Source organism: Leclercia sp. W6 (assembly GCF_003336345.1).
Taxonomy (GTDB): Bacteria; Pseudomonadota; Gammaproteobacteria; order Enterobacterales; family Enterobacteriaceae; genus Enterobacter.
Genome location: NZ_CP031104.1, coordinates 857,656 through 869,802, shown reverse-complemented (window position 1 = coordinate 869,802; position 12,147 = coordinate 857,656). Strand labels below are relative to the sequence as shown.

General features: G+C 58.1%; 15 protein-coding genes. 3 read left to right on the top strand and 12 right to left on the bottom strand.

All coding sequences use genetic code 11. The features are described 5' to 3' along the window. Positions 1–70: 70 nt before the first annotated feature. On the bottom strand, positions 71–472 hold the full coding sequence (locus DVA43_RS04335; protein ID WP_114314693.1) for an SgcJ/EcaC family oxidoreductase: 402 nt from the start codon (positions 470–472) through the stop codon (positions 71–73). A 245-nt stretch (positions 473–717) separates the two neighbouring features. On the opposite strand from DVA43_RS04335, the gene DVA43_RS04330 reads away from it, so the two are divergent. Together DVA43_RS04330 and DVA43_RS24450 are read left to right on the top strand one after the other, a co-directional pair. Next, positions 718–1,287 (top strand): hypothetical protein, encoded by a 570-nt coding sequence (locus DVA43_RS04330; RefSeq protein ID WP_114314692.1) that lies wholly within the window; start codon positions 718–720, stop codon positions 1,285–1,287. Further along, entirely contained in the window at positions 1,271–1,489 is a 219-nt protein-coding gene (locus DVA43_RS24450; RefSeq protein ID WP_147271009.1) for a hypothetical protein, read from the top strand. Before DVA43_RS04330 ends, DVA43_RS24450 begins: the two co-directional genes overlap by 17 nt. Positions 1,490–1,549: 60 nt before the next feature. Here the strand turns inward: DVA43_RS24450 and DVA43_RS04325 are convergent, their stop codons facing one another. From DVA43_RS04325 to DVA43_RS04305, 4 genes are all read right to left on the bottom strand, one after another. Further along, positions 1,550–1,873: an AzlD domain-containing protein gene (locus DVA43_RS04325; RefSeq protein WP_114314691.1), complete on the bottom strand. Its 324-nt coding sequence runs from the start codon at positions 1,871–1,873 to the stop codon at positions 1,550–1,552. A 1-nt stretch (position 1,874) separates the two neighbouring features. After that, positions 1,875–2,609, bottom strand: coding sequence for an AzlC family ABC transporter permease (locus tag DVA43_RS04320; protein ID WP_114314690.1), 735 nt, complete (start codon positions 2,607–2,609; stop codon positions 1,875–1,877). A gap of 402 nt (positions 2,610–3,011) precedes the next feature. Continuing rightward, positions 3,012–4,211 carry an MFS transporter gene (locus DVA43_RS04310; RefSeq protein ID WP_114314688.1) on the bottom strand — a complete coding sequence of 400 codons (1,200 nt, stop codon included), beginning with the start codon at positions 4,209–4,211 and terminating at the stop codon, positions 3,012–3,014. Between the two features lie 61 nt (positions 4,212–4,272). After that, complete coding sequence (locus DVA43_RS04305) at positions 4,273–5,256, bottom strand: aldo/keto reductase (RefSeq protein ID WP_114314687.1); 984 nt, start codon at positions 5,254–5,256, stop codon at positions 4,273–4,275. A gap of 91 nt (positions 5,257–5,347) precedes the next feature. Here DVA43_RS04305 and DVA43_RS04300 point away from each other — a divergent pair, with 91 nt between their 5' ends. Then, complete coding sequence (locus DVA43_RS04300; protein ID WP_114314686.1) at positions 5,348–6,241, top strand: LysR family transcriptional regulator; 894 nt, start codon at positions 5,348–5,350, stop codon at positions 6,239–6,241. A gap of 104 nt (positions 6,242–6,345) precedes the next feature. On the opposite strand, the gene catA is transcribed toward DVA43_RS04300, so the two are convergent. Genes catA through DVA43_RS04265 form a run of 7 tightly spaced genes read right to left on the bottom strand, consistent with a single transcriptional unit; the run spans position 6,346 to position 12,102 of the window. Continuing rightward, the gene (gene catA / locus DVA43_RS04295; RefSeq protein WP_114314685.1) at positions 6,346–7,272 is read right to left on the bottom strand and encodes a catechol 1,2-dioxygenase; all 927 of its coding nucleotides are present in this window, start codon (positions 7,270–7,272) and stop codon (positions 6,346–6,348) included. A 32-nt stretch (positions 7,273–7,304) separates the two neighbouring features. Next, a complete protein-coding gene (catC, locus tag DVA43_RS04290) occupies positions 7,305–7,592 on the bottom strand; it encodes a muconolactone Delta-isomerase (RefSeq protein ID WP_103179973.1) in 288 nt (95 codons plus the stop codon). A gap of 12 nt (positions 7,593–7,604) precedes the next feature. Next, positions 7,605–8,720: a muconate/chloromuconate family cycloisomerase gene (locus DVA43_RS04285; RefSeq protein WP_114314684.1), complete on the bottom strand. Its 1,116-nt coding sequence runs from the start codon at positions 8,718–8,720 to the stop codon at positions 7,605–7,607. Continuing rightward, the gene (gene pcaD, locus DVA43_RS04280) at positions 8,717–9,484 is read right to left on the bottom strand and encodes a 3-oxoadipate enol-lactonase (protein WP_114314683.1); all 768 of its coding nucleotides are present in this window, start codon (positions 9,482–9,484) and stop codon (positions 8,717–8,719) included. Before pcaD ends, DVA43_RS04285 begins: the two co-directional genes overlap by 4 nt. Continuing rightward, positions 9,485–10,147: a 3-oxoacid CoA-transferase subunit B gene (locus tag DVA43_RS04275; RefSeq protein WP_114314682.1), complete on the bottom strand. Its 663-nt coding sequence runs from the start codon at positions 10,145–10,147 to the stop codon at positions 9,485–9,487. Positions 10,148–10,156: 9 nt separating this feature from the next. Beyond that, positions 10,157–10,843, bottom strand: a complete 687-nt coding sequence (locus DVA43_RS04270) for a 3-oxoacid CoA-transferase subunit A (RefSeq protein ID WP_114314681.1) — start codon at positions 10,841–10,843, stop codon at positions 10,157–10,159. Continuing rightward, positions 10,840–12,102 (bottom strand): MFS transporter, encoded by a 1,263-nt coding sequence (locus DVA43_RS04265; RefSeq protein ID WP_168194683.1) that lies wholly within the window; start codon positions 12,100–12,102, stop codon positions 10,840–10,842. Before DVA43_RS04265 ends, DVA43_RS04270 begins: the two co-directional genes overlap by 4 nt. Positions 12,103–12,147: the final 45 nt, after the last annotated feature.

The window sequence follows — 12,147 nt, the reverse complement described above, 5'->3', positions numbered from 1 at the left end:
GATCCGGTGTGTTGCCCGGATCGGTGACGCTCTCTCTGTTCAGTTTGGCGCCGGTCAGCAAATAAAATGGTCAGGTGGGTTCAGCATCTAACACTGACGTTCCGTAGGAATTGTCGATGGTGCACAGCCAGCGGTCATTTTCCAGACGGAATACATAGGTTGCACGCCGGGTTATCTCTGTTGTAACGCCCTGGTCATCCGGGTAAAAAAGCTGGGATTCCATGATCACCAGCGCATCGCCTCCGCCTTCAATGATCTGGATATCGCCCTGCTTCACAACGAGCTGATCCTGAAAATAATCAGAGATGGAAATAAAGGCGTTACGGATATTGTCTTTACCTTTAACGATCATACCGGGCTTAATCACCAGCGCGGCGTCGTCGGCGTAGTGCTCCATCAGCGAGTCGAAATCTTTGGCTGAGATCGCCCTGTCACACGCCTTAATGATATTGCGAAGCGGGTGTTCGTACATATGCATATTCCCTGTTCAGTGATTGCCTCTATTCACTGTATCACCAGCCGGCGCAATGTGTAGGCCGGGCAAGCGAAAGTGCCCGGCAGGCCTTTCTGGAAGAGGTCTCGCAAAGCCAAAAGTAAATCCATGTAATACCCGATTGTGGGTTTTCATAATTCAATCACGGTCATAAAGTGACCGCATTGCGGCACATTTGCCATTGTGCCAGGGAACTATCAGGCGTTGTATGCAGGGAGCAATAAGTGCGTATAGAAGAAGAGGTTTTTCTTGACGATTATGGTATGGGGAGAAAAAGATTCGTCTACGATCATCGGGTTCATCACAGCTACGTCTTTGTTGCTGGTCACGAGGTATATACCGTGATTGTGGGCAGTCTGTTAGATGAAGCGACATTTACTCGGATCGGATATGAAATGCCGCCAGCCATTCCATTCCCGATCAATGGAATGGCAGAAGTCTGTTTTGATACTTTCGACGGTATGGGGGGCCTGGCTTATTTTCGTCATATTAAATTCAAAGGATTAGGCAGCGCTGTTGTTTTGCAATCAGTTTCCCTGGCCCTAATCGCTCACGCAGAGAAACTTCACATCGGGGGATTTGTTTTTCAGGCGGCTTCTGGAGGCGTGGTGGATAAGGGGCGCCGCACTTCTCTGGAAGAGATCTATGACGTTCTGCTTGGGTTAAAAAATGTACCGCGCTACAATCCGCACACAGGGTTGCCAAAAAGAACGCCGCGACCGCTGATACAGGGAGATTTCCATGCCTACAAGAGAGTTACAGAAGGGAGAGCCTGCTATGTCGTATTGCAATAAGCATGAACATTCCGCGCTTCTTGCCCCTGGTGACAGGGAAAAGAGAGTATTTCAGGCATTAGCATCTGCGGAGTTGCAAACTCACGGCATCAGTGCAGAGGCATATATTCACGATTTTAAAGCCGAACTGGCTGCAGTTAAAAAACGATCTTCTGCCACCCTGCTTCGCAAAAAACTAAATGCATCATCTGGGCGAGAATAACCCGACATCTGAGCGTAGCTTCCAGCAACAGGCCCAACAATCGGGCCTTATTTTTGCAGATTAAGCGCCTAAAAAGTATCCCGCCGCGCAAAACGCCACCACTCCCGCGATCACCGTGGCAAATAATCCGCGGGTAAGAATGCCCACCAGAGTGGCAAACGCCGCCGCCAGCAGGGAGATGCTTATCCCCGAATCGGTCATCGCAGGTTTACTCATCAGTTCGGCGGCAACCAGGGAGGCCATGATGGCGGTGGGGATAAAGCTCAGCCACTGCAGCAATACCTCCGGCAGACGAAAGCGGGATAACAGCAAGACCGGCACGGTGCGCATCAGGGCGGTGACGAGCGCCGAGGCGAGGATCGTCAGCAGAATATTCCTTTCCATCTTATTTTCCTTTCCGGGCGCGTAACAGCAGCGTCGCCAGCGTGGCAGCAAGGGATGCGGCCAGAATAACCACCAGACTGAGCGAGCTACTCCCGGCAGTCAGCAGCGTGATCGCCACCGCGGCGACAATATTGATGGTTTCGAGGATCTTCCTGCGGCTGGCAAACCACATCATCAGGATCAGCCCGATAAACATCGACACCAGGCTAAAGCCCAGCCCCTCCATCAGCGAGGCGGGCAGCGTGGTTGCCAGCCATGCTCCGGCCACACAGGCGATGATCCAGTTCAGCCAGGCGGTAATATTCAGCCCCAGCATCCAGGGATAGCTGATTTTGCCCTGCGGGCTGGCGCGCTGAACCGCCACGCCAAAGGTTTCGTCCGTCAGCAACAGCCCGCTCACCACTTTCTGCAGGGTGGTGTAGTCACGAAAAAAAACGCTCATGGAGGAGCTCATCAGCAGGTAGCGCAGGTTGACCAGCAACACGCTTAGCACCACGGAGGCCATTTCCGCCCCTGCGGCCCAGAGTGAGTAAAACAGGAACTGCGCCGAACCGGCGTAGAGGGCGCTCGCCAACAGCGCGATTTGCCCGGTGGTAAACCCGGAGAGTGTGCCGATCGCCCCCGCCGCAAAGCCAATGCTCCAGTAGCCTGCAATGGTGGGGAGACAGGCAGCAATACCGGCCCGAAATTCGTCCGTGGCGGACGCGGGGTGTCCGGTATTTATCTTCGTCAACATCGTTTCTTCCCTTATATTACTTAGCTCAATAACTATCTTAAGAATCAACAGCAAACGCTATAGTAAAATCCCGCTTAGCAGTGAAATTTCTTCAGGTTGTGGGAGACGCGAAGGTGGCACGACAAAACGGCATTGCTGCCGCAGCTCGGTGATGATTATTGCTCCCGGTGAAGCCCGCACCGGTTGGTGCATTACGGCGAGCGCACCGTGAAAGGCTCGCAACAACTCTTTTTGCGGGCCTATATCCGTCAGGCAAAAGGCTTTTTACGCTGCCACTTCGCCCAAGCCCTGACGGTAAAGGAGATTGCGCAGGCGAATTCTATTTTATGCGTACCTTTCCTTCTGATCATCGACGCGTCCTCTGACGCGTCTCTCCTTGGGTTCAAACCCGATAACGCGGCTTCAGAATGAAGGTTCTTTTTCTGAGCTTTTTAACGTTACAACCAGTGCTATGCTGCCCAGGATAACAAGCGCAGCCAGTAACACCACCTCCTGAAGACCAACCCTTGCCGATACCTGCCCACCGGCAAGTGCCCCCGTACCGATGGCTGCATTGAAAATGGCGACATAGATGGCTGATGCAGGCTGTGCGGCCTCTTTCGCGCAACGGAGCAGCCAGGTCTGCAACCCAACGAACACAATTGCCATAGCGGCGCCCCAGATGGCCAGAAGCATGCCAGTGAGCCAGAGCGAAGGTGCGGCAACACTCTTCATACCAAGCATCCCCAACGCACCTGCACTGAGGAGCAAAGCGATCAAAATCAGCAATTTAATGTGTCGATCGATAAGTTTACCGGCAACAACATTCCCCAGCAGTCCGGAGAGGCCTGAAATCAGTAACAGTCCAGAAACGGAAGCCATCGGGACATTCCGGGTTTGGGTCAGCAGAGGCTCAAGATAGGTGAATGCCGCAAAGTGCGCCGAAATAATAGAGGCAGTCGCGCCATAGAGAGTGAGAAGCACCGGATTTTTAACCAGCCCACGATACACATCCAGCCTCAGTGGTTGGGGCGCCTTTATTGTCGGGAGCGTCCAGAATAAGAGAGAGGCGGCAGCCAATGACAGCACGGAAATTACCGTAAATGCATGGCGCCAACCGGTCATGTTTGCAACAAAACTGGCCAATGGTACGCCCATCACGCTGGCCGCCGAAACGCCGCCAAAAATCACGGAGGTAGCCAGACCAAGCCTCTCTTGCGGAACAAGCTGTACAGCCACTGCGCCGATCAATGCCCAGAAAACACCGTGGGCCAGCGCCCCCGCCATACGTGCCATCATAAACAGACTCATCGTGTGAACCTGGGTCACGGCCAGGCAAGAGAGCGCCAGAAACAGCATCAGTCCAACGAGCAGAGCCTTACGCGATATGCGTGACGGCATCGCGCCGGACAACAAGGCGGCCAGTGCGGCAACCCAGCCATAAGCCGTCACCGCAAGCCCCGCCCCGGATTCAGGCTGATTAAAATCCTCCGCCAGCGCGCTGAGCATCCCTACTGGTGCAAGTTCACTGGTGACAATCGAAAACGCGCTGATCCCGAGCGCAGCAACTGCTAACCAGGTGCGCGCTGGCACCGGATTTACCTGTAATACGGTATCGTTCATCTCATAAATACTCTTCAAAGAAAGCGGGGAAATATTTGAAGCGGTGCGGGGAGGGACAGAATCAGGCTCCTACACCTTTCATCCCTTCTGGCGTGTAGCGTTCTCCGGCAACCGGGAGAGTGGATAGCGCGATCCGCAACGCGTACAGCTCGTCACCGCTGAGCTGGAGATCAAGCGCTGCGGCGTTTTCGCTAAGATGGTGGAGATTGCAGGTGCCCGGGATGGGCACAATGTTGTCTCCCTGCGCAAGTAACCAGGCCAGCGCAATCTGTGAGGGTGTGCAGCCTTTACTGACGGCAAGGGCTGTTATCACCTCCACCAGGGAGTGATTTTTTGCCAAGTTCTCTGCCTGGAAGCGAGGAAGCGTACTGCGAAAATCGCCATTCTGAGGTACCGGCTCATGTTGAAATCTGCCCGTCAGAAAGCCTCGTCCAAGGGGCGAATAGGCCACAAATCCTATCCCAAGCGTTTTACACAGTGGAATGACACTGGCCTCGGCCTCACGACTCCAGAGGGAATACTCTGTCTGAACCGCCGCGACAGGATGAACCGCGTGAGCGCGCCGGAGCGTCTCAGCACTGACCTCACATAATCCGATGTGGCCAATTTTCCCCTCCTTAACCAGCTCCGCCAGCCCGGCCATCGTCTCTTCAATCGCGGTTTTGCTGTCAATACGGTGCACGTAGTAGAGATCAATATGCTCCACCCCAAGGCGTTTAAGCGACGCTTCGCAGCTTTTGCGCGCGTAGTCAGGTCTGTTACAGAGCTCTCTTTTGTATTCGCCGGGCTGTCGCACAATGCCAAATTTTGTTGCCAGCTTCAGGGCGGGCTGACGTGTTTTAATGAATTTTCCCAGTAATTCCTCGTTATGCCAGGGGCCGTAGGTATCAGACGTGTCGAGAAAATTCATCCCCAAATCCAGTGCCTTATCCAGTACTGCCAAGGATGCCTCGTCGTCACGTGGCCCGTAGAACTCGCTCATACCCATACAACCCAGACCAAGCGCAGAAACAGTGAGGGAGGAAGTCAGATTACGTTTTTGCATGTTTATCTCCTTGTGAGGATTGCAGTATCATCCTGCGATAAGTGATAAAACAGAGCTGAAAACGGAGAGCCGTTTTCCATAATCGGAAAATATGAAAGCAGATTTTAACTGGGACGATACGCGGGTATTTCTGGCCATTGCCCGCGCGGGGACGCTGAGTGGCGCAGCGGAGGCCATGAATATGGGCATTGCCACGCTCTCAAGAAGACTGGATCGGCTTGAAAGCTCGCTGGCAGTACCGCTATTCAGCAGACATCAGAGCGGCTATCGGTTAACGGATGACGGGGAGGCGCTTCTGGAGCGGGCGGAGGCGCTTGAAAGTGCAGGGCTTGCCTTCGGGGAGTCTGCAAAATTACAGGTTAACGTCGCCGGGCTTGTTCGGCTGGCAACATCCGACAACCTGGCCACGCATTTTATTCTTCCTTCGCTGACAGGATTGCTGGATAGCTACCCCGATCTGCGGGTTGAAGTACTCAGCGGCGTGTCGTCGGTCAATCTGCATCGCAGGGATGCCGATTTAGCGATACGTATGGTTAAACCTGACAGCGGAAATCTGACGCTGAAGCGGCTTGGCACCGTGGGATTCGGGCTTTACGCCGACCGGACATACTTAAAAAAATGGCAAGGTAAGGCCACTGAGTTACTGCTCAGTCATGGGCAGTATATTGGCTGGTCGGAATCTCATCAGCACCTGCCCGCTGCGCGGTGGGTAACACGGATGCTGCGGGGCAGGCCCTGCCGGGTAGAAGCGAATACGCTGGCAGCACAATTATCGGCTGTTTCAGCGGGTCTGGGGCTTGGAATTTTGCCGCACTTTATGGCGAGGGAAAACGCGCTACACTGCGTTAATTCAGATATTGGTGTGGATCAGACATTATGGTTAGTTATGCACTCAGATCTGGCACACTCCCGGCGAGTCAGAGTCGTTGCAGATCACTTGATAGCGTTATTTGAAGAGATGAACGATCGTCTCGCGATGCCCTGACCTTGTGCACTGTATATCTCAGGAGGAGCGCAAGTCTCTCCCCTGAACTTAAACAGAAACCGGGCCCGCTTACTGCGGACCCGGCTCTTTCACTCTACAAACCCTTATTCCATCACCCGCGCTCGCTTCCCTCGCTGCTCTTCCTCGCTTTCTGCCGCCTTCACCAGCGTAAAGTTAAAGTTCACCTCCGTATGCTCCCCTGCGAGATCGCGCGCCTGCGCCACAGCCGCGTCCGTCACCTTCACCGGGTCCGCAATCAGCTCCGCGCGGGTCGCGAAGGCAAAGTCATCCCACAGATACTCATCCCCGTTGAGGTTGATCTGGGTGGTCAAGTGTTTGTACCCCGGTGCCGACACAAAGAAGTGCACGTGGGCCGGGCGGTTGCCGTGGCGGCCAATGGCAGTCAGTAGCTTCTGGGTCGGGCCATCCGGTGGGCAGCCATAGCCGCACGGCACGATGCTGCGCACGGCGTAGCGGCCATCGTCCCCGGTGCGCACGCGGCGGCGCAGGTTGTATTCGCTCTGGGACTGGTCGAAGAACGAGTAGCCGCCAAGGGTGTTGGCATGCCAGATATCCACGATCGCGCCCGCCACCGGCTTACCGTTCAGATCGGTCACCTGGCCCTGCAGCCACATGGTTTCGCCCTGCTCTCTCCCGTCGTCCATGCGGGCAAAGCCTTCGCTCAGCGGGGCGTTGGCGACATACAGCGGCCCTTCGATGGTGCGCGGAGTGCCCACGTCATTGCCGGATGCGGCTTCCTTCTCGTCGGCACGCATATCAAGATAGTGCTCCAGACCCAGTCCCGCCGCCAGCAGCGCCGCCTCCTGGCGTCCGCCCAGCTCGTTAAGGTAGTTCACCGCAATCCAGAACTCTTCATCCGTGACGTCGAACTGCTTGATGGTCTTGCACAGGTCGCTCAGTAGCTGGTGCATGATGTTCTTTAAACGATCGTTACCGCCGGTGGAATTTAAGCCGCTGCTGATCGCGAGTAAGGATTCCAGTTCGGTTTGATGCGCAGGATTCACAGACATTGCATATTCCTCTTTGTAGGGTACGTTTGTTGTTATTGCGAGTGATGAATGGATGAGGGATGCGTACACAGAGGCTGCACGCTGATCTCCATCCACGGGTAGAGCGGCAGCGCGGTCAGGATGTCGTGCAGCTCCTGGTTGTCCGCCACATCGAAAATGCTGACGTTGGCGTACTGCCCGACCACGCGCCAGATGTGCGGCCACTTGCCTTCGCGCTGTAAGCGTTGGGAGTAGGCTTTCTCTTTCGCCTTGATCGCTTCAACTTCTGCCGCAGGCAGCGACGACGGGATGTTGACGGTCATTTCCACTTTAAAAAGCATCGCGTTTTCCTTTTATTGCCGTGTGTAATGGCGCAGCTTGTCTTCATCGATTTCAACGCCTAACCCCGGCCCCTGCGGTAAGGTCACCTCTCCCTGGCTGAATTCCAGCGGTCGTACCACGATGTCATCCTTCAGCAACAGCGGGCCGAACATCTCGGTGCCCCACTGCATCTTCACCGTCGACCAGGCGTGAAGCGAGGCGACGGTACCCAGCGTCCCTTCCAGCATGGTGCCGCCGTACAGCGCCACGCCCGCCGCCTGGGCCACATGCGCCAGCTTCAGGGCCTGCGCCGGGCCGCCCGCTTTGGCGATCTTCAGGGCATACGCCCCGGTAAAGCCGCCGCTCGCCAGGGCGTAGCCATCATGGCTGGTGGCCACCGCTTCGTCGGCGAGGATCGGTACCGCAAAGCGCTGACTGAGGGCGATCAATCCTTGCCGATCCCACAGCGGGATCGGCTGTTCCACCAGGTCGATACCGCCCGCCTGTAGTTGCGTCATCCCTTTAATGGCGGTGATCAGATCCCAGGCCTGGTTGACATCCACCCGCACGCTCACCTCGTCGCCCAGCGCGGCCTTGATCGCCAGGGCGTGACGAACGTCCTCCTCCAGCCTGCGAGCGCCGATTTTCAGCTTGAAGGTGTTGTGACGGCCTTCCGCCAGCAGGCGTTTGCCCTCTTCAATGTCTTTCTGCGTGTCGCCGCTCGCCAGGGTCCAGAGTACCGGCAGGCGCTGAGTCAACGCCCCGCCCAGGAGTGAACTCACCGGCAGCCCCAGCGCCTTGCCCTGGGCATCGAGGAACGCGGTTTCGAGGGCGGATTTGGCAAAGGTGTTGCCCTTCACGCTGGCGTTCATCTTGTCGGCCAGCGCCGCCACGCCAGTAAACGACTGTCCGCACAGCAGCGGGGCGAGATAGGTTTCAATGGCGGATTTGATCGCCTCCGGGCTTTCCGGGCCGTAGCTCATGCCGCCGATGGTGGTGGCTTCGCCCCAGCCGATAATGCCGTTTGCGCATTGCATCCGGACGATGGTGAGCGTCTGGCAACCCATGGTCGCCATCGACAGCTTGTGCGGGCGGATGGTCGGGATATCCACCAGCCAGCAGGCCAGGGATTCTATAGTGAGGGTCATGTCATGCTCCTGCGGGTTAAAAAGGCCAGCACCTGCTGGTTAAAGGCGTCCGGACAGGCGACGTTCGACAGGTGCGAGGCGGGTAACGCCACATACTCTGTCTGCTTCGCCTGGGCTGCGAGCCACCGGGCGTCCGACACGGTAGTGACCGGATCTTCCTCCCCTGCGATAGCCAGCATCGGGCGCAGCATCGCCGCCACCTCATCGCGGAGATCCGCCGTTGCCAGCGCTTCGCAGCAGGCGGCGTAGCCTTCGGCTGGGGTGTCGGCCAGACCGTCAATCAGCAGCTTCACCATCCCGGGATTGCTTTGCCGATATGCCGGAGTGAACCAGCGCGCCGCCGCGGTACCGGCGACCGGGGCCATCCCCTGCTGACGCACCGTTGCGGCGCGCTGCTGCCAGCCTTTCGCTTCGCCGATTTTTGCCGCGGTGTTCGCCACCACGATGCGATCAAAACGCGACGGGGCGTGGCGGTTGAGCCACATCCCGGTCATGCCGCCCAGCGAGATGCCGCAGAAAAAGGCGCGTTCAATATCCAGATGATCGAGCAGGGCAATCACGTCCTGCCCCAGCGAGTCGAGAGTGATTCCCCCAGCCGAAACCGGGGAGCGGCCATGCCCGCGCGTGTTGTAGCGCAGCACGCGAAAATGGCGGGTAAAGTCGGTCATCTGTCCCTGCCACATCTCCCAGGTGGTGCCGAGCGAGTTGGAGAGCACCAACAGCGGGGCCGCTTCCGGGCCGTCGAGGCGATATTCGAGATCCATTCACGCCTCCTCGGTTTCGGCGTTAAGGGCAAAAGTCAGCGCCACCAGGGTGACGGACTGGAGATACTCCGCCGTCACGTCGCCGAACAGCTCGCGCACCACAATGCCCCGGTCGGTGATGTCCATTACCGCCATGTCGGTGTAGATCCGGTCGATGCAGGCCATGCCGGTCAGCGGATAGGTGCAGGCTTTGACGATTTTGCAGTCGCCCTGGCGGGTCAGATGTTCGGTCATCACATAGACGCGCTTCGCGCCAATCGCCAGGTCCATCGCCCCGCCGACAGCGGGAATCGAAGCGGGCTCGCCGGTGCTCCAGTTCGCCAGATCGCCGCGCTCGGAGACCTGATAAGCCCCCAGCACGCAGATATCCAGGTGGCCGCCGCGCATCATGGTGAACGAGTCGCCGTGATGGAAATAGCAGCCGCCCGCCAGCAGCGTCACCGGCTGTTTTCCGGCGTTAATCAGCTCCGGATCTTCACAGCCCGGTTCCGGCGCAGGCCCCATACCGAGAATGCCGTTTTCGCTGTGCAGGAAGATCTCGCGGTCCGCAGGCAGATAGTTGGCAATCCGCGTCGGCAGGCCGATGCCGAGGTTGACGTAGGCCCCTTCCGGGATGTCGCGGGCGATGCGTTCAGCCAGCTGTTGATGGGTCAGTTTATTCACGGGCTCTCCTTATGCGCTCTGCGGCAGACGAATAGGTGCGACCGTCACCACGCGCTGGACAAAAATCCCCGGGGTCACCACCGCCTCCGGGTCGAGCTCGCCGAGGGCGACAATCTCGCTCACCTGGGCAATGGTGCACCGGGCGGCGGCAGCCATGATCGGTCCGAAATTACGCCCGGTTTTGTCGTAGACCAGGTTGCCCCAGCGGTCGGCCTTCAGGGCTTTGATCAGGGCGAAATCGGCTTTTAACGGGTACTCAAGGACATAATCTTTGCCGTCGATATGGCGGGTCTCTTTGCCCGCTGCCAGCTCGGTGCCAAACCCGGTGGGGGTGAAGATCGCCCCCAGCCCGGAGCCGCCCGCCTGAATGCGCGCCGCGAGATTGCCCTGCGGGACCAGTTCCAGCTCGACCTCGCCGCGGCGGTAGAGGTCGTCAAAGACCCAGGAGTCGGTCTGGCGTGGGAAGGAGCAGATCACCTTCTTCACGCAGCCAGCTTTCAGCAACGCCGCCAGGCCGTAGTCACCGTTGCCGGCGTTGTTGCTGATCAGGGTCAGATCCCGCGGCTGACGGCGGATCAGGGCATCGAGCAGTTCGGCGGGCTGTCCGGCGGCGCCAAATCCGCCCACCATCACCACCGCGCCGTCAAAAATGTCCGCCACGGCACCGTCGGTGGCGGCAATCCGTTTATCAATCATTCGCTTACCTCGTTATTTTTATGGGAGGACGGCAGGCTGCGCAGAGCGATCCACGCCAGCAGCGCATAGGCCATCAGCAGCAGGGAGATCGGCCAGGAGGCGTCGAAATGCATCAGCAGCGCCACCGCCAGCATCGGCCCCAGGCCGCCGGAGAAGATCGAGCCCACCTCATGCCCCAGCGCCAGGCCGGAGTAGCGCACACGCACCGGGAACAGGTCGCTCATGATGCAGGGCTGGGTGCCGATCATCGCCCCGTGGCAGAACGGCAGGCCGAGCAGCATCGCCAGCATGATCCAGCCGTAGTCGCCGGTAGAGAGCAGCCAGAAGAACGGAAAAGCCATCACCAGCAGGCCGATGACGCCGATGTAGTAGACCGGCTTCAGGCCAATGCGATCCGAGAGCGCGCCCCAGAACAGGATCGAGAAGAACTCCACCAGCATCGCCAGAGTCACGGCGCTGATGATCTCCCCGGTGCCGATACCGATGTGTTTGGCGTAAACCACCGAGAAGGTGAAGAAGATATAGGAGGCGCCATTCTCCGGCAGGCGCAGAGCGATGGCCTGCATCAGCGCTTTCGGGTGCTCGCGCACCAGCACCATCAGCGGGATCTTCTCGTGTTTTTCTTCCGGTTTTGCCTGAGTAAAGGCTTTGCTCTCGCGGATGTTTTTGCGGATATAGACCCCGACCAGGAAAATGACGATGCTCAGCAGGAAGGGCACACGCCAGCCCCAGCTCATCAGCTCGGGTTCAGGCAGCTTCTGCACCAGGTAAAAGGCGAAGGCGGAGAGGACAAACCCACCGGAGACCCCCATCTGGCTCCAGGCGGTAAAGTAGCCGCGACGGGACGCGGGGGCGTTCTCGCTCAGCATCAGCACCCCGCCACCCCACTCGCCGCCCGATGCCACGCCTTGTAAAAAGCGCAGCGTGATCAGGGAGAGCGGCGCCCAGATGCCGATCTGCGCGTAGGTCGGCAGCAGACCGATGACAAAGGTGGTGGCCCCCATCAGGGTCAGGGTCATGATCAGGGTCATCTTGCGACTGTAGCGATCCCCGAGATGACCAAAGACGATCCCGCCCAGCGGACGGGCGAGGAAGCCCACCGCAAAGCCCGAGAAGGCCAACAGCGTGCCCTGCATCGGGTCGCCGCCCACCGGGAAGAAGAGCGGGCCAAACACCAGCGCCGCAGCGGTGCCGTAGAGGAAGAAGTCATACCATTCCAGGGCATTACCCAGTACCGAGGCGAACACCAGCTTGCGCATCTGCCCGGCATCGTGTGGAACAGCAGCTGCAGCGTTGCGGTTTTC

Excerpts from the sequence above, each read along its gene's own strand:
- DVA43_RS04270 (WP_114314681.1), bottom strand. The coding sequence starts at position 10,843 with ATGATTGATAAACGGATTGCCGCCACCGACGGTGCCGTGGCGGACATT.
- pcaD (WP_114314683.1), bottom strand. The coding sequence starts at position 9,484 with ATGGATCTCGAATATCGCCTCGACGGCCCGGAAGCGGCCCCGCTGTTG.
- catC (WP_103179973.1), bottom strand. The coding sequence starts at position 7,592 with ATGCTTTTTAAAGTGGAAATGACCGTCAACATCCCGTCGTCGCTGCCT.
- DVA43_RS24450 (WP_147271009.1), top strand. The coding sequence starts at position 1,271 with ATGTCGTATTGCAATAAGCATGAACATTCCGCGCTTCTTGCCCCTGGT.
- DVA43_RS04265 (WP_168194683.1), bottom strand. The coding sequence starts at position 12,102 with ATGCGCAAGCTGGTGTTCGCCTCGGTACTGGGTAATGCCCTGGAATGG.
- DVA43_RS04320 (WP_114314690.1), bottom strand. The coding sequence starts at position 2,609 with ATGTTGACGAAGATAAATACCGGACACCCCGCGTCCGCCACGGACGAA.
- DVA43_RS04305 (WP_114314687.1), bottom strand. The coding sequence starts at position 5,256 with ATGCAAAAACGTAATCTGACTTCCTCCCTCACTGTTTCTGCGCTTGGT.
- DVA43_RS04285 (WP_114314684.1), bottom strand. The coding sequence starts at position 8,720 with ATGACCCTCACTATAGAATCCCTGGCCTGCTGGCTGGTGGATATCCCG.
- catA (WP_114314685.1), bottom strand. The coding sequence starts at position 7,272 with ATGTCTGTGAATCCTGCGCATCAAACCGAACTGGAATCCTTACTCGCG.
- DVA43_RS04325 (WP_114314691.1), bottom strand. The coding sequence starts at position 1,873 with ATGGAAAGGAATATTCTGCTGACGATCCTCGCCTCGGCGCTCGTCACC.
- DVA43_RS04335 (WP_114314693.1), bottom strand. The coding sequence starts at position 472 with ATGTACGAACACCCGCTTCGCAATATCATTAAGGCGTGTGACAGGGCG.
- DVA43_RS04300 (WP_114314686.1), top strand. The coding sequence starts at position 5,348 with ATGAAAGCAGATTTTAACTGGGACGATACGCGGGTATTTCTGGCCATT.
- DVA43_RS04310 (WP_114314688.1), bottom strand. The coding sequence starts at position 4,211 with ATGAACGATACCGTATTACAGGTAAATCCGGTGCCAGCGCGCACCTGG.